This window comes from Klebsiella sp. JN_Kp127, assembly GCF_040062505.1.
GTDB classification, from domain to species: domain Bacteria; phylum Pseudomonadota; class Gammaproteobacteria; order Enterobacterales; family Enterobacteriaceae; genus Klebsiella; species Klebsiella quasipneumoniae.
The window spans coordinates 145,930-166,403 of sequence record NZ_JBEAHS010000052.1 but is presented as its reverse complement, the minus strand read 5'-3'; the positions used below and the strand labels follow the sequence as shown (position 1 = coordinate 166,403).

At 55.0% G+C, this 20,474-nt stretch carries 18 protein-coding genes; 8 read left to right on the top strand and 10 right to left on the bottom strand.

Translation table 11 applies throughout. The features are described from left to right. Positions 1-24: 24 nt before the first annotated feature. Positions 25-1,335: an MFS transporter gene (locus tag ABLV04_RS21530; RefSeq protein ID WP_023291967.1), complete on the bottom strand. Its 1,311-nt coding sequence runs from the start codon at positions 1,333-1,335 to the stop codon at positions 25-27. A gap of 231 nt (positions 1,336-1,566) precedes the next feature. Between ABLV04_RS21530 and ABLV04_RS21525 the strand changes: the two genes are divergently transcribed. Beyond that, positions 1,567-2,463, top strand: a complete 897-nt coding sequence (locus ABLV04_RS21525) for a LysR family transcriptional regulator (protein WP_004204315.1) — start codon at positions 1,567-1,569, stop codon at positions 2,461-2,463. Between the two features lie 37 nt (positions 2,464-2,500). Here ABLV04_RS21525 and aroD read toward each other — a convergent pair whose 3' ends face one another. The 9 genes from aroD to leuL all read right to left on the bottom strand — a co-directional run bounded on the left by aroD (position 2,501) and on the right by leuL (position 12,681). Beyond that, positions 2,501-3,256 carry a type I 3-dehydroquinate dehydratase gene (aroD, locus tag ABLV04_RS21520; RefSeq protein ID WP_065882765.1) on the bottom strand — a complete coding sequence of 252 codons (756 nt, stop codon included), beginning with the start codon at positions 3,254-3,256 and terminating at the stop codon, positions 2,501-2,503. A 30-nt stretch (positions 3,257-3,286) separates the two neighbouring features. Then, complete coding sequence (locus tag ABLV04_RS21515; RefSeq protein ID WP_023291969.1) at positions 3,287-4,501, bottom strand: MFS transporter; 1,215 nt, start codon at positions 4,499-4,501, stop codon at positions 3,287-3,289. A gap of 10 nt (positions 4,502-4,511) precedes the next feature. Next, positions 4,512-5,375 carry a shikimate dehydrogenase gene (locus ABLV04_RS21510; RefSeq protein ID WP_017901194.1) on the bottom strand — a complete coding sequence of 288 codons (864 nt, stop codon included), beginning with the start codon at positions 5,373-5,375 and terminating at the stop codon, positions 4,512-4,514. Positions 5,376-5,386: 11 nt separating this feature from the next. After that, complete coding sequence (locus ABLV04_RS21505) at positions 5,387-7,420, bottom strand: FAD-dependent oxidoreductase (protein ID WP_180266010.1); 2,034 nt, start codon at positions 7,418-7,420, stop codon at positions 5,387-5,389. Positions 7,421-7,817: 397 nt separating this feature from the next. Beyond that, positions 7,818-8,423, bottom strand: coding sequence for a 3-isopropylmalate dehydratase small subunit (gene leuD, locus ABLV04_RS21500; RefSeq protein WP_023291972.1), 606 nt, complete (start codon positions 8,421-8,423; stop codon positions 7,818-7,820). A 10-nt stretch (positions 8,424-8,433) separates the two neighbouring features. Next, positions 8,434-9,834, bottom strand: a complete 1,401-nt coding sequence (leuC, locus tag ABLV04_RS21495; protein ID WP_023291973.1) for a 3-isopropylmalate dehydratase large subunit — start codon at positions 9,832-9,834, stop codon at positions 8,434-8,436. 2 nt (positions 9,835-9,836) lie between these two features. Then, on the bottom strand, positions 9,837-10,928 hold the full coding sequence (gene leuB / locus ABLV04_RS21490) for a 3-isopropylmalate dehydrogenase (protein ID WP_180266009.1): 1,092 nt from the start codon (positions 10,926-10,928) through the stop codon (positions 9,837-9,839). Continuing rightward, complete coding sequence (gene leuA, locus ABLV04_RS21485) at positions 10,928-12,499, bottom strand: 2-isopropylmalate synthase (protein WP_023291975.1); 1,572 nt, start codon at positions 12,497-12,499, stop codon at positions 10,928-10,930. The genes leuB and leuA overlap by 1 nt, the downstream gene beginning before the upstream one ends. Positions 12,500-12,594: 95 nt before the next feature. Continuing rightward, complete coding sequence (leuL, locus tag ABLV04_RS21480; protein WP_017901192.1) at positions 12,595-12,681, bottom strand: leu operon leader peptide; 87 nt, start codon at positions 12,679-12,681, stop codon at positions 12,595-12,597. Between the two features lie 614 nt (positions 12,682-13,295). Between leuL and leuO the strand changes: the two genes are divergently transcribed. The 7 genes from leuO to ftsL all read left to right on the top strand — a co-directional run bounded on the left by leuO (position 13,296) and on the right by ftsL (position 20,467). Continuing rightward, positions 13,296-14,264 carry a transcriptional regulator LeuO gene (leuO, locus tag ABLV04_RS21475; RefSeq protein ID WP_072140386.1) on the top strand — a complete coding sequence of 323 codons (969 nt, stop codon included), beginning with the start codon at positions 13,296-13,298 and terminating at the stop codon, positions 14,262-14,264. Positions 14,265-14,658: 394 nt separating this feature from the next. Then, positions 14,659-16,383, top strand: coding sequence for an acetolactate synthase 3 large subunit (ilvI, locus tag ABLV04_RS21470; protein ID WP_002888534.1), 1,725 nt, complete (start codon positions 14,659-14,661; stop codon positions 16,381-16,383). 2 nt (positions 16,384-16,385) lie between these two features. Continuing rightward, entirely contained in the window at positions 16,386-16,877 is a 492-nt protein-coding gene (gene ilvN, locus ABLV04_RS21465; protein WP_002888536.1) for an acetolactate synthase small subunit, read from the top strand. Positions 16,878-17,057: 180 nt separating this feature from the next. After that, a complete protein-coding gene (cra, locus tag ABLV04_RS21460; RefSeq protein ID WP_004145952.1) occupies positions 17,058-18,062 on the top strand; it encodes a catabolite repressor/activator in 1,005 nt (334 codons plus the stop codon). 640 nt (positions 18,063-18,702) lie between these two features. Further along, positions 18,703-19,161, top strand: a complete 459-nt coding sequence (gene mraZ / locus ABLV04_RS21455; protein ID WP_004204327.1) for a division/cell wall cluster transcriptional repressor MraZ — start codon at positions 18,703-18,705, stop codon at positions 19,159-19,161. Positions 19,162-19,163: 2 nt separating this feature from the next. Beyond that, a complete protein-coding gene (gene rsmH / locus ABLV04_RS21450) occupies positions 19,164-20,105 on the top strand; it encodes a 16S rRNA (cytosine(1402)-N(4))-methyltransferase RsmH (RefSeq protein WP_004204328.1) in 942 nt (313 codons plus the stop codon). Continuing rightward, positions 20,102-20,467: a cell division protein FtsL gene (ftsL, locus tag ABLV04_RS21445; RefSeq protein WP_002888550.1), complete on the top strand. Its 366-nt coding sequence runs from the start codon at positions 20,102-20,104 to the stop codon at positions 20,465-20,467. Before rsmH ends, ftsL begins: the two co-directional genes overlap by 4 nt. Positions 20,468-20,474: the final 7 nt, after the last annotated feature.

Below are 20,474 nucleotides of genomic sequence, written 5' to 3'. Positions count from 1 at the left end.
CGCAATTCGCCGGGGCCGCCGGGTTTACTTCAGTTCGATTCGCTTGATGTCGCCGATGATAAAGATGTAGGCAATCACGCCGATCAGCGCCGTCAGGCCGACGTAGATCAGTGCGTAAAAGAAGTTACCCGTTGCGGAGATAATCACGCCAATTATCAGTGGGGCTATAATCGACGCCATATTAGCGCAGAAATTAAATATACCGCCGGTCAGGCCTGCCATATTTTCCGGGGCAATATCAGAAATTAACGTCCAGCCCAGGCCAACCATTCCCTGGCCAAAAAACGCCACCGACATGATAATAATAACGGTGCTGTTGGCGCTCACCCAGTTCGCCGCAATAATACAGCTGGAGAGTAATAATCCGGAAATTATTGGTAACTTCCGACTGATGTTGACGGAGCCGGTTCGCTTCAGCAGTCGGTCCGAGATCCAGCCGCCGAAGAGGATGCCGATGGCGGCGGCGAGGAACGGCCAGGTGGCGAAGAAGCCAACGTGCAGCCAGGGAAGATGGCGCTCGTTGGCCAGATAGCTGGGAAACCACGTCAGGAAAAACACCAGCGTGGTGTTACCGGCAAACTGACCCAGACTGGCGCCGAGGATCTGGCGACAGCCCAGCAGGCGCCTGGCGTCACGCCAGTTAAATGGAACGTTCTGGATTTTATTGTCAATGCCGTTTGCGCCGATATAATCCAGCTCCGCTTGATTAGCCGTGCGCGATTCATGGGGTTCGTGATAAAAACGCCACCACACCAAAGTAAATAAAATACCTAATCCGCCGGTGAGGAAAAAAAGCGTTCTCCAGCCATGATGTTCGAGGATTAAAAATAACAGCGGCGAGAAGGCCGCCAGTCCTATATATTCACCAACCGTATATGTTGCCGTCGCCCGCGCGCGCTCATGCTGCGGGAACCAGGTGCTGACGATGCGGCTGTTGGCCGGGAAGCAGGGTGCTTCACTGACGCCGAGTCCCAGGCGCAGAAGCAGCAGAGATTTAAGCCCGAGGGTGAAACTTTGCAGCAGGGTAAACAGCGACCAGAAGAAAATTGACAGGGCATAGGTCAGTTTGTTGCCGAAGCGGTCTAAAAACATGCCGCCGGGGATCTGCGCCAGGGCATAGGTCCAGGCAAAGGCGGAGAAAATGATGCCCATCATCGCCGGATCGATATGAATTTCCTGGGTTAACTGTGGGGCAACGATACCGAGGATGGTGCGGTCGAGATAATTGATCATCGTTCCGACGGACAACAGCAGTAAAATAACTATCCGAACGCGGCTTCTTTTTTTCGTCCCCGATGAGGAAGTGAGGACTTCCTGAGAGTTTGACATACTCATAGCGAGTTCCTTTAAAGTTTAAAATATTTTTGCATATATTTGTATATGCAAAAATATCTCCGGGAACTATAGGTAGTATCTATGAATGGCAACGCTTTGTGGCACATTCATCCGCTTCAGAAAATAATATTTGATGCACCGCCAATATTTTCCCGCGCGTGCGCATTATTGGTGGCTTGCATGGTATATTAGCATCAGTGAATTTATTCTTATATTATACGGGCAAAAATAATGAACCTAAAGCAACTTTATTATTTTAAACGTCTGTCTGAAACTGAACATTATACCGAAGCGGCCTCCAGTCTGTGCATCACCCAGCCTTCGCTAAGCCATGCGATATCAGAGCTGGAGAAGGAGTTAGGGGTCGCGCTGTTCGCCAGACAGGGACGGAACGTTAAAATTACGCAAAACGGCAAGCGTTTTCTGCCGTATGTCGAAGATGCGCTGGCCTCACTGGAAAATGGCCGCACAGTTTTGCAAAAAAACGGCGCTGAAAATAAAGAAAACATTCGTATCGCCTTTATTTACACGATGGGCGAATATGTTGTTCCGCAGTTAATTAATAAATATTCTCTTTCACCTGAATTTCACAACGTGACTTTTTCTTTTACTCAAGGGACCTCGCTGACGCTGTTGCAGGAGCTGAAAGCGGGAAAAGTCGATCTGGCGATCTGCTCTTATATTGCCGATGAACCCGATATCGATTTTATTCCGGTTATTCAGCAGGAGCTGGTGGTGGTGACCGCCAGGGATCATCCGCTGGCCCGACTGTATGAACATGAAGTCGACCTCGTGGAGACGATTCATTATCCTTATATCTATTTTTCAGAAAATAGCGGCTTACGTCCGTTTATCGATAATGTATTTATGCAGCAAAAGCTGGTGCCGGAGATTGCCTGCTACGTGGAAGAGGATACCGCGATGGCCGGGCTGGTCAGCATTGACTACGGGATCGCGATCATGCCGCGGATCTCGGCGCTCTCCCATTACAACGTCCATATCCTGAAGATTAAAAACACCCTCCCTCCGCGCTATATCTATCTGGCGACCATGAAAGACCGCGGACTTTCCCCTGCGCTGCAGTCGTTTAAAAATGTGGTCATCCACGACAGCCAGAAGATCTGTTAGCGAATAGCCCGGAGAGGTCCTCCGGGCTGAGGGGTTATCAGGAGAGAATATCCATCACTTCACGCAGCTTGTCGATGGCGATCTGTCCCGGCGCGGAAGCCTGACCCACGGTACCGAAGGTCATGGCTGAGCCAAAAAGACGCCCGGTCACCCGGCTGACGCCGCCCGATTTTCCCATCGACATGGTGATCAGCGGGCGGGTGGCATACTTTTCTTTCATGGTCAGCGTGGCGGCGAGCAGGGTCAGAACGTCCTGCGGCGATTGCGGCATCACCGCGATCTTCGGCAGATCGGCGCCCAGATCCTGCATGCGGCGCAGGCGATAGATGATATCTTCCTGGGCGGGGGTCTTATGAAAATCATGGTTACTCATGATCACTTTGACGCCCGCGGCATGCGCATCGTCAACCAGCGCGCGGATCTGCGCTTCATCATTGAACAGCTCGATATCGATGACATCAACCAGGCCACTGCGCGCCGCTTCGCGGTTGAGCGCGAAGTAGGCGTCGTCGCTGAGCTCGGTCTCGCCGCCTTCTTTCTTGCTGCGGAAGGTGAACAGCAGCGGCAGCGCTTTCAGCGCGCCACGGATTTCCGCCAGCGCGGCCATCACCTGAGCCATCTCTCTCACCTGAGTAAAGTGGTCAACGCGCCATTCGATGATATCGGCGCCGGCGTCGACCAGGCCGTGGGCGTTACCCAGTATTTCATCCAGCGTTTTGCCGATCAGCGGTACACAAATTAAGGTTTCCCCTTCCTGGAAGGTGATGTTCTTTACGGTAACTGCATTTGTCATGTAGGCATCCATTATTATTCGCGTTGAACCTCAGGCGGTGACTGCGGTGGGTGATACTTTTCGCGCCGCCCGAGCCTGCAGTTGACGATAGCCGATGTACAGGGCGATCACAAAGCCGATCACGGCGATCGCAAAATCAAACCACATAATGCTGGCAATACTGATCTGCGAAAGTTTGGCGGTGATCAGCGGGATCGTGAAGCTGGCGATACTGCCGGCGGTGTAGAAGATGCCGGTTGCCTTGCCTTTCCCGTTCGGGAAGCTCATCGCCATGATCGTCGCTCCCAGCTGTAGCACTCCGCCCGCGGCGGCAAAGCCGATGACAAAGGCGAAGCCGGTAACCATCATCGGCGTCGGGAACAGGCATACCAGCAGCAGCGAGACCATCGACAGGCCAGTATAGATGATCATGGCGACGGCGGAGCTGAACACCTCTTTGACGAAGGCGGCGGTCACGAAGACGCAGACCAGCGACCCGACGGTATAGATGCTGAGCAGCTTAATCGCCGAGGCATAGGGCAGGCCGACCACGAACTGACCGTACTGCGCCAGCCACTGGCTGACAAGATAGAAGGTCGCCATGCCGATATAGCCGTACAGGGTGAAGATCACCATATCCAGTTTGTTGGCCTGCGGACGGGCGGAGGTTTCCGCCTGTGGCCCTGGGGTGGCCTCTTTTTTCGCCGCCTGGCTATCCGGGAACGGCATTTTGAGCAAATAGAGGCCGCTCACAACAAACAGCGCTGCCGCAATCACGAACGACCAGCCGAACCACAGATTCGCCCAGATCAGGAAGCTGATAATGAACGGCAGCAGGAACTGTCCGGCGGAGACGAAGGCTTTGATCAGCACGTTGGCCCGGCTGGCGGAGTGCGGGAAAGATTCCATCAGCGCGGGATAGGTGCCGGAGTCGAGGAAGCTGTTCGCCAGGCCCGCCATAATGCCGAAGACATAGGCCAGATAGATATTTTTGGTCAGCAGAATGCCGATAAAAAAGATCAGATAGCTGAGGATCCCCAGATAGATAAAGGGCTTACGACCAAAGCGATCCGACAGAAAGCCGGTCACGATGGTCGCCAGTTTGCCGATCCCTAACGAGGAGATCACCACTGATACGCCGGCAGCGTCTGTTCCCCACTGCTCCTGGAGATGGGCCATGTTGAGGGTGATCAGCAGCACCCCCATGCCATGAATCAGGTAGTTGAGGTACAGCCCTGCCGCGGTAGGGACGTATTTATTTTTCATCGCTTGCCCCTTAGAACAGGATGCTTTTGATGTAATCAACCGGCATCTGTTTACCCGTCCAGATTTCGAACGCGCGCGCGCCTTGCCACAGCATCATCCCGAGGCCGTTTAGCGTACGGCAGCCTTTTTTCTCAGCCACTTCCAGCAGGTGGGTTTTGCGCGGGTTGTACACGACGTCGGAGACGATCAGGTCCGGACGCAGGAAGCTGTCGTCCGGGAGCAGCATCTGGCCTTCGAACGGCTTCATGCCGACCCCGGTGGCATTGGTCAGGATCACGCTGCTGTCGATTTCGGCACGCAGTTTGTCATGATCGTCGAGATCGAACAGATGGATCTCGCAGCGCGTGTTGTTGCGGATCTTGGCTACCGTTTCTTCGGCGTTGGCGAAGAATTTATCGCGACGGTTGAAGATCGAGATCGCCTTCACGCCATCCAGTGCCGCCTGGACGCAGAGCGCGGTCGCCGCGCCGCCGGCGCCGAGCACGGTCATCTTCTTGCCAATAATATCGATACCCGCTTCGCTAAGGGCGCGCATATAGCCGGTGCCGTCGGTAATATGCCCGGTCAGTACGCCGTCGTCATTGACCACGGTATTCACCGCCCCGACCAGCTGCGCCGCCGGCGAGAGCTTATCAAGATACTGGCAAATCTCGGTTTTGTTCGGCATAGAGACGTTAAAGCCGCGCAGCTTCAAAGCCCGGAAGCCCTGCACAACGTCTTTCAGCTCCTGATTACCGACTTCAAAAGCCAGGTAGACGTAGTCCAGCCCGAGATGGGCGAAAGCCTCGTTGTGCATGGTGGGCGACATGCTGTGGCGAATCGGGGTGGCGATCAGACCAATCAGCTCAGTGTGTCCAGTAATACGTTCTGCCATGACAAAAATCCTCAATAAGTTAGAAAGGGAATTCGTTGTGCTTCGCGGCTGCCCAGCGCACCCATGTCTTCGAGGGTGTCCAGCACGTTGCGGCCTTCGCGGATGCCGTCGATAATGCGTCGCGCCATCACGCTGTCGCCGATATTCATGATTTTGACGTTATTGGCATTGGCCCAGCGCTCGATCTCGTCGAGACCCGTCCGGTTGGCGCGCATCCCCAGGCAGACAAAGCCGTAGTCGAAGGGGATATCGAAGGTATGCTGTGTATTTTTCACCTGGAAATGGCCGGCAGCCACCGCCATCAGTTGCGTATTCATGTGCTGTTCGACCTGGTGCTCGTCGAGCATGGTCAACATGGCATTCCTGGTAATGATGTCGAGATCGCGACCGGCGGCGTCCTGCATTTCGATTAATACCGCTTGCGCGCCGCGAGCGGTAAAGTATTCGATGACGTCAAGGCCAACGGCGCCCGCGCCGACAACGGCGATGCGTTTGCCCTCGACATGGGTAAATTTCGCCAGATTGTCGATCATGCCGGTAATGGAAAAGACCTTGCCTTCCGCGGCGTCAATATTCTCCCGCAGTCCTGCAATAGGCGGCAGCAGGGGGGTTGAGCCGGTGGCATTGACGATCAGATGCGGACGCAGGGCGGAAACCGAGGCCACGTCTGCCCGTTTGCCGACCTGCAGCATCAGGTTGTCCAGCGCGGCGATGCGGTTTTTCATAAACTGCGGGAAATCCGCGATGCGTTTTTTCTCCGGCAGACGGGCGATATCGCTGGCGAGACCGCCGACGTGATTTTTCGCCTCCAGCAGCCAGGTGTGGCAGCCGACTTCCGCCGCGGTGCAGGCGGCCTCCATCCCGGCAGTGCCGGCGCCGATGACGACCACGTTCGTGTCGCGATTAACGCGCCGCGTTTTGTAGGTATCGCCGTGAATGATGTCCGGGTTAATTGAACAGCGCAGCGGGCGCGAGCGGGCGATGCGATGGTCGGCGCAGCCGATGTTGCAGGAGATGCATTTGCGCATCAGGCGTTCTTTACCGCTTTGCACCTTCTGCACCCACTCCGGCTCGGCAATCAGACCGCGACCAATGGCAATGAGATCGGCATCGCCGCTGGCGAGGATATCCTCGGCCACCTGCGGGGTACGGATATTGCCGGCGATGACCGTGGGCTTATGGAATTTATCGCGCACCGCGCGGGAGAGATAACGCTTCCAGCCATCCTCCAGCGACATCTGGTCGATTTGCAGATTCAGGTTGTCGTTCTGCGCCGCCGAGACGTTGATGATATCGACCTTCTCCTGGCAGAGCTCAAGGATGCGCAGAGAATCTTCGAGGGTATTGCCGCCCTTGAGGAAGTCGTCGGCGCTAATGCGCAGGCTGACCGGAAAACGCGGCCCGACGCAGGCGCGAACTTTATCGACAATCAGACTTAATATCCGGGTGCGGTTTTCGACGCTGCCGCCAAATTCATCGGTGCGCTTGTTAAATAACGGCGATAAAAACTGGCTAATTAAATAGGAGTGGCCGGCATGAATTTCGACGCAGTCAAAACCCGCGCGACGAACGCGCTCTGCGGCGTCACCGAATTTTTCCACCGCGTGATAAATTTCCTCATGGGTCATTGGCCGCGGAATATTACCGTGCTTTTTCGAGGGCGTCGTCGAGGAGGAGAGCGGTGTCTGACCTTCGAGGCGGTAGGCATAAGCCGAAGCGCCTGCGTGATTTAACTGAATGGATACGCAGGCGCCATGTTTATGCAGGGTCTCGGTTAATTTAAACAGCCGTGGGATATATTGATCGTTATCGATCCGCAGCTGGGTGGTGCCGTTGGAGGCGAAAGGGAAATCAATACAGATGTTTTCGATGGTGATAAGCCCGGTGCCGCCTTTGGCCCGCAGTTCGTAGTATTCCAGCTGTTCCTGCGAGACCTCGCCATTGAGCGTGGCCATATTGGTGCCCATCGGGGGCATAATAATGCGGTTTTTTAGCGTCATGCCGTTGATGGTCAACGGACTGAAAAGGTGCGGATAGTGGCTCATCTCTTCTCTCCACAGGAGGCCGGGAAGCCGCTATGCGGGGGCCCGGGCGTGTCCTTAGTTAATATTTCTCTGTGGGAAAAGATAGCGAGGCGAAAAATCGAAAAATAATGTTTTTTTTTGCTGTGAGCTATAGGGGTTCTCTATGAGATTAACGCTTTTTTCACATTGTTATATTTTTATATTAAACACTCGTACCTTATTTTTACTTGCAGTGAAGGGATAATACATAAACCACGCAGGTCAGGGGGAGGAAAGCGGAATCATTCGTCTTTATCGCGTGGGGCAGGCCAACGTCATGGGCTGACGATCGGCGAAGCAATATTGTTTTTTGTGCGTGAGATCGCAATTTTCTGCCGCAATAAACTAAAAAGCCCGGTCAAATGACCGGGCGCGAAGATTAATTCATAAACGCCGGCAGCTTGTGCTCATAGTCGGAAATAGCCGCTTCATGTTGCAGCGTCAGGCCGATGCTATCCAGGCCATTGAGCATGCAGTGGCGACGGAAATCGTCGATCTTAAAGCTGTAGGTTTTATCCCCCGCTTTAACCACCTGCGCTTCCAGGTCCACTTCAAACGTAATGCCCGGGTTGGCCTGCACCAGTTTGAACAGCTCGTCGACCTGCTCATCGCTCAACGTCACCGGCAGCAGCTGGTTGTTGAAGCTGTTGCCATAGAAAATATCGGCAAAGCTTGGGGCGATAACGACTTTAAAACCGTAATCGGTCAGCGCCCACGGCGCATGCTCGCGCGAGGAGCCACAGCCGAAGTTTTCCCGCGCCAGCAGGATAGATGCGCCTTTGTACTCAGGAAAGTTCAGCACGAACTCCGGGTTCGGCTGTTGACCTTTATCGTCGAGGAAGCGCCAGTCGTTGAACAGGTGCGCGCCAAAGCCGGTGCGGGTCACTTTCTGCAGAAACTGCTTGGGAATGATCGCGTCGGTATCGACGTTTGCAGCATCCAGCGGAACCACCAGGCCGGTATGTTGGGTAAATTTCTCTGCCATGATGGTCTCCTTACTTCAGATTACGGATATCGGCGAAATGGCCGGTCACAGCTGCCGCCGCGGCCATTGCCGGGCTCACCAGGTGCGTGCGTCCGCCGCGGCCCTGGCGGCCTTCAAAATTACGGTTGCTGGTGGAGGCGCAGCGCTCGCCCGGGTTCAGGCGGTCGTTGTTCATCGCCAGACACATAGAGCAGCCCGGTAAGCGCCACTCAAAGCCGGCTTCGATAAAGATCTTATCCAGGCCTTCCGCTTCCGCTTGCGCTTTCACCGGACCGGAACCCGGCACCACCAGCGCCTGGACGCCCGGCGCCACTTTACGCCCTTTGGCGATTTCCGCCGCCGCGCGCAAATCTTCGATACGCGAGTTGGTACAGGAGCCGATGAATACTTTATCGATAGCCACTTCCGTCAGCGGAATGCCGGATTTCAGCCCCATATAGGCCAGCGCTTTCTCGGCGCTGGCGCGTTCCACCGGGTCGCTGAACGACGCAGGATCGGGGATATTATCGCTGACCGAAATCACCTGGCCCGGGTTGGTGCCCCAGGTCACCTGCGGGGCAATCTCAGCCGCCTGCAGCGTCACTACGGTGTCAAATGTGGCGCCGTCGTCGGTTTTCAGGGTTTTCCAGTACGCCACCGCATCGTCAAAATCTTTGCCTTTCGGCGCGTGCAGACGGCCGCGTACGTAATTGAAGGTGGTTTCATCCGGCGCGACCAGGCCCGCTTTCGCGCCCATCTCGATCGCCATGTTGCACAGGGTCATGCGGCCTTCCATGCTCAGATCGCGGATCGCTTCGCCGCAGAACTCCACCACGTGGCCGGTGCCGCCGGCGCTGCCGGTTTTACCAATGATCGCCAACACGATATCTTTGGCGGTGATGCCCGGCGCCGCTTTGCCTTGCACTTCGATTTTCATGGTTTTCGCACGACCCTGTTTCAGGGTCTGGGTCGCCAGCACATGCTCCACTTCGGAGGTGCCGATGCCGAAGGCCAGCGCGCCAAAGGCGCCGTGGGTGGCGGTATGGGAGTCGCCGCACACAATGGTCATCCCCGGCAGGGTAACCCCTTGTTCCGGGCCCATCACGTGAACGATGCCCTGGTACGGGTGGTTCAGATCGTACAGCTCAACGCCGAACTCTTTACAGTTCTTAATCAGCTCCTGCATCTGAATGCGGGCCATCTCGCCGGACGCGTTAATATCTTTGGTCTGCGTCGAGACGTTATGATCCATGGTGGCGAAGGTTTTACCCGGCTGGCGCACCTGGCGGCCGTGGGCGCGCAGGCCGTCAAAGGCCTGCGGGGAGGTGACTTCATGCACCAGATGGCGGTCGATATACAACAGCGGAGTTTCGTTTTGCGCCTCATACACCACGTGCGCATCAAACAATTTTTCGTATAACGTCTTCGCCATGATTACACCCCTTCTGCGACATAGCGGGCAATGATATCGCCCATTTCATCAGTGCTGACCGCTGCCGTGCCGCGCGCTAAATCGCCGGTACGAACGCCTTCCTCCAGAGCGCGGTTAATCGCGCTTTCAATCGCGCTCGCCGCCTCGTCAGCGTCGAGGCTATAGCGCAGCAGCAGCGCCAGGGAGAGGATCTGCGCGATCGGGTTAGCGATATTTTTGCCGGCGATATCCGGCGCCGAGCCGCCTGCTGGCTCGTACAGGCCGAAACCTTGTTCGTTGAGGCTGGCGGACGGCAGCATACCCATTGAGCCGGTGATCATTGCGCACTCGTCGGAGAGGATGTCGCCGAACAGGTTGGAGCACAGCAGCACGTCGAACTGGGACGGATCTTTAATCAGCTGCATGGTGGCGTTATCGATATACATGTGCGCCAGCTCAACGTCCGGATACTCCTTGCCGATCTCGGTGACGATTTCGCGCCACAGAATGGACGACTGCAGGACGTTGGCTTTATCGATGGAGGTCACTTTGTGACGACGTTTACGGGCGGATTCAAACGCGATGCGCGCGATACGTTCGATTTCAAAGCGGTGATACACCTCGGTATCAAAAGCTTTCTCATGCTGACCGCTGCCTTCGCGACCTTTCGGCTGACCGAAGTAGATGCCGCCGGTCAGTTCGCGAACGCAGAGAATGTCGAAGCCGTTGGCGGCGATGTCGGCGCGCAGCGGGCAGAACTCTTCCAGCCCCTGATACAGTTTGGCCGGGCGCAGGTTGCTGAACAGTTTAAAGTGTTTACGCAGCGGCAGCAGGGCGCCGCGCTCTGGCTGTTCTGCGGGCGGCAGGTGTTCCCACTTCGGGCCGCCGACGGAGCCGAACAGGATCGCGTCCGCCTGCTCGCATCCGGCGACGGTCACCTGCGGCAGGGGAGTTCCCTGACGGTCGATGGCCGCGCCGCCGACGTCGTACTGGCTGGTGGTAATGTGCATGGCAAAACGTTGGCGCACGGCTTCCAGTACTTTCATCGCCTGGTTCATCACTTCCGGGCCAATGCCATCACCCGGCAAAACGGCAATATGGTAATTCTTCGACATTACACGGTTTCCTTATTGTTCTCTTTATTCTGAGCTTTGCGTTGCAATTCTTTTTCGACTTCGGCGGCGCGCCAGATGTTGTTCAGCACGTGAACCATCGCTTTGGCTGACGACTCTACGATATCCGTTGCCAGACCAACGCCGTGGAAACGGCGGCCGTTGTAGTCAACGACGATATCCACCTGGCCCAGGGCGTCTTTGCCGTGGCCTTTCGCGCTTAAGCCATATTTCACTAATTCAATGTTGTAATCGGTGACGCGGTTAATCGCCTGGTAGATAGCATCAACCGGACCGTTGCCGTTGGCGGCTTCCGTTTTGATCTCATCCCCGCAGACCAGTTTGATCGAGGCGGTCGCGATATCGCTGGAGCCGGACTGAACGTTGAAGTAATCCAGGCGGAAATGCTCCGGCTCTTCCTGCTGCTTGTTGATAAAGGCCAGCGCTTCCAGATCGTAATCGAAGACCTGGCCTTTTTTGTCCGCCAGCTTCAGGAACGCGTCGTACAGGTGATCCAGGTTGTAATCGCTCTCCTGGTAACCCATCTCTTCCATCCGGTGTTTCACCGCCGCGCGGCCGGAGCGGGAAGTCAGGTTCAGCTGTACCTGGTTCAGGCCGATGGATTCCGGGGTCATGATTTCGTAGTTTTCGCGGTTCTTCAACACGCCGTCCTGGTGGATACCGGAGGAGTGGGCGAAGGCGCCGGTGCCGACGATGGCTTTGTTCGCCGGGATCGGCATGTTGCAGATCTGGCTGACGGTCTGGCTGGTGCGCCAGATTTCATGGTGGTTGATATTGGTGTGCACGTTCATGATGTCTTTGCGCACTTTAATCGCCATGATGACCTCTTCCAGCGCGCAGTTGCCGGCACGCTCGCCGATACCGTTCATCGCGCCTTCTACCTGGCGGGCTCCGGCGTGGACCGCGGCGAGGGCGTTGCCGACGGCAATACCCAGGTCATCATGGGTATGGACGGAGATAATGGCTTTGTCGATATTCGGTACGCGCTCATACAGGCCGCTGATAATGTTGGCGTACTCGAACGGCATGGTGTAGCCGACGGTATCCGGAATATTAATGGTGGTGGCGCCTGCGTTAATCGCGGCTTCCACGACGCGAGCCAGGTCAGCAATCGGCGTACGGCCGGCGTCTTCACAGGAGAACTCGACATCGTTAGTGTAGTTGCGCGCCCGCTTCACCATATAAACCGCGCGTTCAATGACCTCATCCAGGGTGCTGCGCAGTTTGGTGGCGATATGCATCGGCGAGGTGGCGATGAAGGTGTGGATACGGAACGCTTCGGCCACCTTTAAGGATTCCGCAGCTACGTCGATATCTTTCTCGACGCAGCGCGCCAGGGCGCATACGCGGCTGTTTTTGATGGTGCGCGCGATGGTCTGCACGGATTCAAAATCGCCCGGAGAAGAAACTGGGAAACCGACTTCCATCACGTCAACACCCATGCGCTCGAGGGCCAGAGCAATCTGCAGCTTCTCTTTGACACTCAGGCTTGCCTGTAACGCTTGTTCGCCATCACGTAAGGTCGTATCGAAAATAATGACTTGCTGGCTCATGGTTTGGATCCTTAGTCTGTGTCCTGGCGCCTTGTTGACGAGCATAAAAAAACCCGCGCCAAGGCGCGGGTTTTATAGTCTTGCTGGAAGATGACTTAACGCTGAACGTCGCCCAACAGCCTACCGCGCAAATGGCATGCGTTTAGTAGTAGTAGGCTGGTGATGCGAGTGGTGCGAATCATTGCGTCAAACTCCAGATGAAATCGTTATGCTTTTAGAGTTACTGGATAGCCGTTTCAAAGTCAACCCCTGGCATGGAAAAAGCGTTTTGGGTCCGCAGCGTGAATTAGCTAATTGTGCTGATGTTAGCCCTTTTTTGCCGAAGATCCTATTTTGGACCTGCGGGGGCGCACAGGGATATGTTTCATTTGAAAATGCACTTTGCATTAAAGGCCTCGCTCACGATGCGCCGCGAGCGAAGCGGTCAAAAATCGCTATCTGAATGAAATAATTATATTTATTTTTCGTGTGAATATGTCTACCCCTTAGCGGATCTTTTTTCAATGATAAATAGTTGTTAATTTTATGGGGTGGAAAATAAAATACTTTATTATTGCTTAAGTTACAGTTAACCATTGGTGTTGTTTTTATTTTCCTGGATTATGGTTAGACTCATCTTCATTAAGTAACTCATATTGTTTGAGCAGTTTATTAATTCCGGTGGTACCGGTTTGACACTGCCACTCATAGCCTTGATATATTCCTAAAATACACCTTTGCTATTTTGCAAATGTCATTGGCATGATAAATGATATTTTCGGCGCTAATTATAGCGGTTTAGTAAAGGGAATTCATCGTGACGGCGGAACTAGATATGTTAATTGAAAGTCCAGAATATAAATCAGCCCCCGGACAGGAAGTCGTAAAACCTCAACTACGGATGGTTGATCTCAATCTGCTTACCGTTTTTGATGCGGTTATGCAGGAACAGAATATTACCCGTGCCGCCCATACGCTCGGCATGTCTCAACCGGCGGTGAGCAACGCGGTTTCACGTCTGAAAGTGATGTTTAATGATGAGCTGTTTGTGCGCTATGGCCGCGGTATTCAGCCGACGGCGCGGGCCTATCAGCTGTTTGGCTCAGTGCGTCAGGCGCTGCAGCTGGTACAAAACGAATTGCCAGGCTCCGGTTTTGAACCCTTGAGCAGTGAGCGTGTTTTCAATCTGTGCGTCTGTAGCCCGCTGGATAACATCCTGACGTCGGTAATTTTTAATAAAGTCGCCGAAATCGCGCCCAATATTCATTTAGTCTTTAAATCAGCGCTTAATCAAAATACGGAACATCAGTTACGTTATCAGGAAACGGAATTTGTGATCGGTTATGAAGAATTTCGTCGTCCTGAGTTTGCCTGTGTACCGCTATTCAAAGATGAAATGGTTCTGGTGGCTAGCCGCAACCATCCGCGTATCTCCGGACCGGTGATGGAGGCTGATATTTATCGCGAGGAGCATGCCGCGGTGGCTCTCGATCGGTATGCCTCATTCAGTCTGCCGTGGTATGACACCGCCGATAAACAAGCGCGCATCGCATATCAAGGTAATGCGATGGTCAGCGTATTAAACGTGGTGTCGCAAACGCAGATGGTGGCCATTGCGCCGCGCTGGCTGGCAAATGAGTTTGCCGATAAGTTAGCGCTGCAAATATTACCTCTGCCGCTGAAGGTGAATAGCCGGACCTGCTATCTCTCCTGGCACGAAGCGGCGGGTCGCGATAAAGGTCATCAGTGGATGGAAGAGCTGCTGGTGGATATTTGTCAGCGCTGAGCCGATGGCAATAAGCATGAAAGGGGCTTCGGCTCCTTTTTTTATATGATTTAATTACAATAATGCAGAATTTTATGCTGTTTACCCTTTCGGTTGCTCTCCGCCCGTTAACAAAAAATGGATCAATTCCTGCTATCGCGCCTTTTCTCCGAGTATTTACTATTCTCTTTTCTTATCTCTGAAGCATTCCACCATATTTTCCTCTCTCCGCTTGTTTTTCTTCTTATTCTACTTAGAAAGCATCTCCGGTGGCGAATTGCCTGCCTGCTGGCGAGCAGTTATGGTAGTGGCATGCAGTCCATTCACCTCAGTGCGGAGGGGTACTCCTTCGCATCGTGCGAGCGCGCGGAAATTGAGTTCCGCTGTCGTAAAACAATAAGCCTGGAGGCAAACCATGGAGATGTTGTCAGGAGCCGAGATGGTCGTCCAATCGCTTGTCGATCAGGGCGTCAAGCAAGTATTCGGCTATCCCGGAGGCGCAGTCCTCGATATCTATGATGCGTTACATACCCTTGGCGGTATCGATCATGTGCTGGTTCGCCACGAGCAGGCGGCGGTGCATATGGCGGATGGCCTGGCGCGAGCGACCGGGGAGGTCGGTGTGGTGCTGGTGACCTCAGGGCCTGGGGCGACGAACGCCATCACCGGTATCGCGACGGCCTATATGGACTCTATCCCGCTGGTGATCCTCTCCGGGCAAGTGGCGACATCGCTTATCGGCTACGATGCCTTCCAGGAGTGCGACATGGTGGGGATTTCCCGCCCGGTGGTGAAGCACAGTTTCCTGGTGAAGCAAACCGAAGATATTCCCGGCGTGCTGAAGAAAGCCTTCTGGCTGGCGGCCAGCGGTCGCCCCGGGCCGGTGGTGGTCGATCTGCCGAAGGATATACTCAATCCGGCGAAGAAACTGCCGTACGTCTGGCCAGACGCGGTCAGCATGCGCTCGTATAACCCGACGACCAGCGGTCATAAAGGCCAGATCAAACGCGCCCTGCAGACCCTGGTGGCGGCGAGCAAGCCGGTCGTCTACGTCGGCGGCGGGGCGATCAATGCGCATTGCGAACCTCAGCTGCGCGAGCTGGTGGAAAAGCTGAAGCTGCCGGTGGCCTCCTCCCTGATGGGGCTGGGCGCTTTCCCGGCGACGCACTCGCAGGCGCTGGGGATGCTGGGCATGCACGGCACTTATGAAGCCAACATGACCATGCACCATTCAGACGTGATTTTTGCCGTCGGCGTTCGCTTTGACGATCGGACCACCAATAACCTGGCCAAATACTGTCCGAACGCGACTGTGTTGCATATCGATATCGATCCGACCTCAATCTCGAAAACCGTGCCAGCAGATGTGCCGATCGTCGGCGATGCCCGGCTGGTGCTGGAGCAGATGCTGGAGCTGCTGGAGCAGGAAGAGGCGCAGCAGCCGCTGGACGACATTCGCGACTGGTGGCAGCAGATTGAGCAGTGGCGCGCCCGCCATTGCCTGCGCTACGACGACCAGAGCGACAAGATCAAACCGCAGGCGGTGATAGAAACGATCTGGCGCCTGACTCAGGGCGATGCCTATGTCACTTCCGATGTGGGTCAGCACCAGATGTTCGCTGCCCTCTATTACCCCTTCGACAAGCCGCGGCGCTGGATTAACTCCGGTGGCCTCGGCACCATGGGCTTTGGCCTACCGGCTGCGCTGGGGGTCAAAATGGCTCTGCCGGACGAAATGGTCGTATGCGTGACCGGTGACGGCAGTATCCAGATGAACATTCAGGAACTCTCTACTGCGCTGCAGTATGAGCTGCCGGTCCTGGTGCTTAACCTTAACAACCGCTATCTGGGGATGGTGAAGCAGTGGCAGGATATGCTTTATTCCGGGCGCCACTCGCAGTCCTATATGGAGTCGCTGCCGGACTTCGTTCGTCTGGCGGAAGCCTACGGCCACGTTGGGATCCGCATCAGCGAGCCGCAGGAGCTGGAGACGAAGCTTGCAGAAGCCCTGGAGCAGGTGCGACAGCGCCGGCTGGTGTTTGTCGATGTCACCGTCGACGGCAGTGAGCATGTGTACCCCATGCAGATCCGCGGCGGCGGCATGGATGAAATGTGGTTGAGCAAAACGGAGAGGACCTGATTATGCGCCGGATATTATCGGTATTACTGGAAAACGAATCGGGCGCATTGTCCCGCGTTATCGGCCTCTTTTCCCAGCGCGGCTATAATATAGAAAGCCTGACTGTCGCCCCGACGGACGATCCGACCCTCTCCAGGATGACCATCCAGACCGTGGGCGATGAAAAAGCGATCGAGCAGATTGAAAAGCAGCTGCACAAGCTGGTGGATGTCCTGCGGGTCAGCGAGCTGGGGCAGGGGGCTCATGTCGAACGCGAAATCATGCTGGTGAAGGTCCAGGCCAGCGGTTACGGCCGTGAAGAAGTGAAGCGCAACACCGAAATCTTTCGTGGACAGATTATCGACGTGACGCCTTCTATCTATACCGTTCAACTCGCCGGCACCAGCGATAAGCTCGACGCTTTCCTGGCCTCCCTGCGCGATGTCGCTCGGATCGTGGAAGTGGCTCGCTCCGGCGTGGTCGGCCTGTCTCGCGGTGATAAAATCATGCGCTGAGGATCGGGAACTGATGCAAAAATAGCCCGGCAGCGACTGTCGGGCTTTTTTTTTGCGAAATCAGTAGGAACTGTAAGCGAAAGCGGTTGCTGCGCTAACTATTCTGCGCTTAGATGTTATAAAAAGGGTTCCATACCTGAATAATGGTTATGTTTGGCACTTCTTACCCAAGGGGCAATTGTGAAACTGGATGAAATCGCCCGGCTGGCCGGTGTTTCAAGAACCACCGCGAGCTATGTGATTAATGGCAAAGCGAAGCAGTACCGCGTAAGCGACAAAACGGTCGAAAAAGTGATGGCTGTCGTGCGAGAGCACAACTATCACCCGAATGCGGTCGCTGCTGGCCTGCGTGCAGGACGCACACGCTCTATCGGTCTGGTGATCCCGGATCTGGAGAACACCAGCTATACCCGCATTGCAAATTATCTGGAGCGGCAGGCGCGCCAGCGCGGCTATCAGTTGCTGATTGCCTGCTCGGAGGATCAGCCCGATAACGAAATGCGCTGTATCGAGCATCTGCTACAGCGCCAGGTGGACGCCATCATTGTTTCCACCTCGCTGCCGCCGGAGCACCCTTTTTATCAGCGCTGGGCTAACGATCCGTTTCCGATTGTCGCCCTCGACCGCGCCCTTGACCGCGAGCACTTCACCAGCGTCGTCGGCGCTGACCAGGATGATGCCGAGATGCTCGCCGCCGAGTTGCGGACTTTTCCCGGCGAAACGGTGCTTTATCTGGGCGCGCTGCCGGAACTGTCGGTGAGCTTCCTGCGCGAGCAAGGCTTCCGTAAAGCCTGGCAGGACGATCCGCGTGAGGTGCATTATCTCTATGCCAACAGCTACGAGCGAGAAGCGGCGGCCCAGCTGTTTGAGAAATGGCTTGAAACCCATCCGATGCCGCAGGCGCTGTTCACCACCTCTTTCCCGTTGCTGCAGGGCGTCATGGATGTGACGCTGCGCCGTGAGGGTAAACTGCCTTCCGAGCTGGCGATCGCCACCTTCGGCGATAATGAGCTGCTCGATTTCCTGCAGTGTCCGGTACTGGCCGTGGCCCAGCGCCATCGCGATGTCGCTGAGCGGGTGCTCGAGATCGTCCTCGCCAGCCTCGATGAACCGCGCAAGCCGAAGCCGGGCCTCAGCCGTATTCGTCGTAATCTTTATCGCCGCGGCAGCCTGAATCGCCGTTAAGGGCGCAATATCGTCAGCACCCAGGATTAATCCTGGCAGGCCTGCCAGAGAGCAGGCCGCTGGCGATAAATCAGGCAACTGACGTCCAGAATGCAAAACTGAATATATTTCAGACAAATCCCTAAACTTCTTTACGCGTTATTTTGTTTTATTCGCTGGCAATCGTTTTGCGACTCAAAACGGGACACAAAAAATGATTGTGCCGGCTTTAATTGTATTATTTTGTTACATTCACCAGGTTAATTGCTGAATTAACACCCATTTTGTTAGCCCCAACCTTTCTCTCCTGCCTTATCCCGCGCCTGGTCAGCCCTTCAGCCAGCAACAGGTACTGTTAACGGCCGGCATAATGGCCTAAAATGCCGCTCGCGTCGCAAACTGACACTTTATATTTTCCCGCCGAAGATATTTTGATGTTTATAACTGTTACGAGTTTGTTGGTTATTTTCTTACACGTATTCATAACGTTAATTTGCCTCGCCTGTTGATGATTTTTTCATCAGGGCTAATGTCGGCTGTAAATAATGGGTTTTTGAGCTCCGTTGGCATTCGCGCTGGCTTGACAAGCTTTTCCTCCGCTCCGTAAACTCCTTGTGGTGGGAATTTGTGGGATAAAGTGGCGAAAAGGGGTGAGGCTGGCATGTTCCGTGGAGCAACGTTAGTCAATCTCGACAGCAAAGGCCGCCTGGCCGTGCCAACGCGCTATCGCGATGGGCTGATCGAGGACGCTGCCGGTCAATTGGTATGCACCATTGACATTCATCACCCGTGCCTGCTGCTTTATCCATTGCCTGAATGGGAAGTCATCGAGCAGAAATTGTCGCGTTTATCGAGCATGAATCCCGTTGAGCGGCGCGTACAGCGTTTGCTTCTGGGTCATGCCAGCGAATGTCAGATGGATAATGCCGGTCGCTTGCTGATAGCGCCGGTGTTACGGCAGCATGCCGGGCTGACAAAAGAAGTGATGCTGGTCGGGCAGTTTAATAAATTTGAACTGTGGGACGAAACGACCTGGTATCAACGGGTCAAGGAAGATATCGACGCTGAGCAGTCCGCGACCGGTGAACTGTCGGAGCGCCTGCAGGATTTGTCTTTATAAAAATGATGGAAAATTTTAAACACACTACGGTACTTCTGGATGAAGCCGTCAACGGCCTCAATATTCGTCCAGACGGTATCTATATTGATGGTACCTTTGGTCGCGGCGGTCACTCGCGCCTGATCCTCTCCCAACTGGGAGCGGAAGGACGCTTGCTGGCAATCGATCGCGATCCTCAGGCGATTGCCGTCGCGCAAACCATCGATGATCCCCGCTTTTCCATCGTACATGGTCCATTTTCACAGCTTGCTGAGTACGTCGGCGAGCGCAATCTTACCGGTAAGATCGACGGCATTCTGCTCGATCTTGGCGTCTCTTCCCCGCAGCTTGACGATGCGGAACGCGGCTTTTCCTTTATGCGCGACGGGCCGCTGGATATGCGCATGGATCCGACGCGCGGTCAGTCCGCGGCCGAATGGCTGCAGACTGCTGAAGAAGCGGATATCGCCTGGGTGATTAAAACCTTCGGCGAAGAGCGTTTCGGTAAACGGATCGCCCGCGCGATCGTCGAACGTAATCGCATTGCACCGATGACCCGCACTAAAGAGCTGGCGGAGGTCATCGCCGCGGCGATGCCGGTAAAAGATAAGCACAAACATCCCGCGACCCGTACCTTCCAGGCGGTGCGCATTTGGGTAAACAGTGAACTGGAGGAGATAGAGCAGGCGCTAAAAAGCTCGCTCAGCGTGCTGGCCCCGGGCGGGCGGCTGTCGATCATTAGTTTTCATTCGCTGGAAGATCGCATTGTAAAGCGCTTTATGCGTGAGCAAAGCCGCGGTCCGCAGGTTCCGGCGGGAATACCGATGACCGAATCGCAGCTCAAAAAACTGGGCGGCCGTGAGTTACGAGCACTAGGCAAGTTGATGCCGGGCGAAGAAGAGGTGGCAGAGAATCCACGTGCCCGTAGTTCAGTGCTGCGTATCGCAGAGAGGACGAACGCATGATCGGCAGAGTGACAGAGGCCTTAAGCAAAGTTAAAGGGTCGATTGGAAGCAACGAGCGCCATGCTTTGCCTGGCGTGATCGGGGACGACCTTCTGCGGTTTGGGAAACTGCCACTCTGCCTGTTCATTTGCATCATTATTACGGCGATTACCGTGGTCACCACCGCGCACCACACGCGCCTGTTGACCGCGCAGCGTGAACAACTGGTTCTGGAACGCGACGCCCTGGACATTGAGTGGCGCAACCTGATCCTCGAAGAGAACGCGCTCGGCGATCACAGTCGGGTTGAACGGATCGCGACCGAGAAGTTGCAGATGCAACACGTCGATCCATCACAAGAAAATATCGTTGTACAGAAATAAGGATTAT

Coding starts and splice junctions, on each gene's coding strand:
- ABLV04_RS21530 (WP_023291967.1), bottom strand. CDS start 1,335: ATGAGTATGTCAAACTCTCAGGAAGTCCTCACTTCCTCATCGGGGACG.
- ABLV04_RS21525 (WP_004204315.1), top strand. CDS start 1,567: ATGAACCTAAAGCAACTTTATTATTTTAAACGTCTGTCTGAAACTGAA.
- aroD (WP_065882765.1), bottom strand. CDS start 3,256: ATGACAAATGCAGTTACCGTAAAGAACATCACCTTCCAGGAAGGGGAA.
- ABLV04_RS21515 (WP_023291969.1), bottom strand. CDS start 4,501: ATGAAAAATAAATACGTCCCTACCGCGGCAGGGCTGTACCTCAACTAC.
- ABLV04_RS21510 (WP_017901194.1), bottom strand. CDS start 5,375: ATGGCAGAACGTATTACTGGACACACTGAGCTGATTGGTCTGATCGCC.
- ABLV04_RS21505 (WP_180266010.1), bottom strand. CDS start 7,420: ATGAGCCACTATCCGCACCTTTTCAGTCCGTTGACCATCAACGGCATG.
- leuD (WP_023291972.1), bottom strand. CDS start 8,423: ATGGCAGAGAAATTTACCCAACATACCGGCCTGGTGGTTCCGCTGGAT.
- leuC (WP_023291973.1), bottom strand. CDS start 9,834: ATGGCGAAGACGTTATACGAAAAATTGTTTGATGCGCACGTGGTGTAT.
- leuB (WP_180266009.1), bottom strand. CDS start 10,928: ATGTCGAAGAATTACCATATTGCCGTTTTGCCGGGTGATGGCATTGGC.
- leuA (WP_023291975.1), bottom strand. CDS start 12,499: ATGAGCCAGCAAGTCATTATTTTCGATACGACCTTACGTGATGGCGAA.
- leuL (WP_017901192.1), bottom strand. CDS start 12,681: ATGATTCGCACCACTCGCATCACCAGCCTACTACTACTAAACGCATGC.
- ilvI (WP_002888534.1), top strand. CDS start 14,659: ATGGAGATGTTGTCAGGAGCCGAGATGGTCGTCCAATCGCTTGTCGAT.
- ilvN (WP_002888536.1), top strand. CDS start 16,386: ATGCGCCGGATATTATCGGTATTACTGGAAAACGAATCGGGCGCATTG.
- mraZ (WP_004204327.1), top strand. CDS start 18,703: ATGTTCCGTGGAGCAACGTTAGTCAATCTCGACAGCAAAGGCCGCCTG.
- rsmH (WP_004204328.1), top strand. CDS start 19,164: ATGATGGAAAATTTTAAACACACTACGGTACTTCTGGATGAAGCCGTC.
- ftsL (WP_002888550.1), top strand. CDS start 20,102: ATGATCGGCAGAGTGACAGAGGCCTTAAGCAAAGTTAAAGGGTCGATT.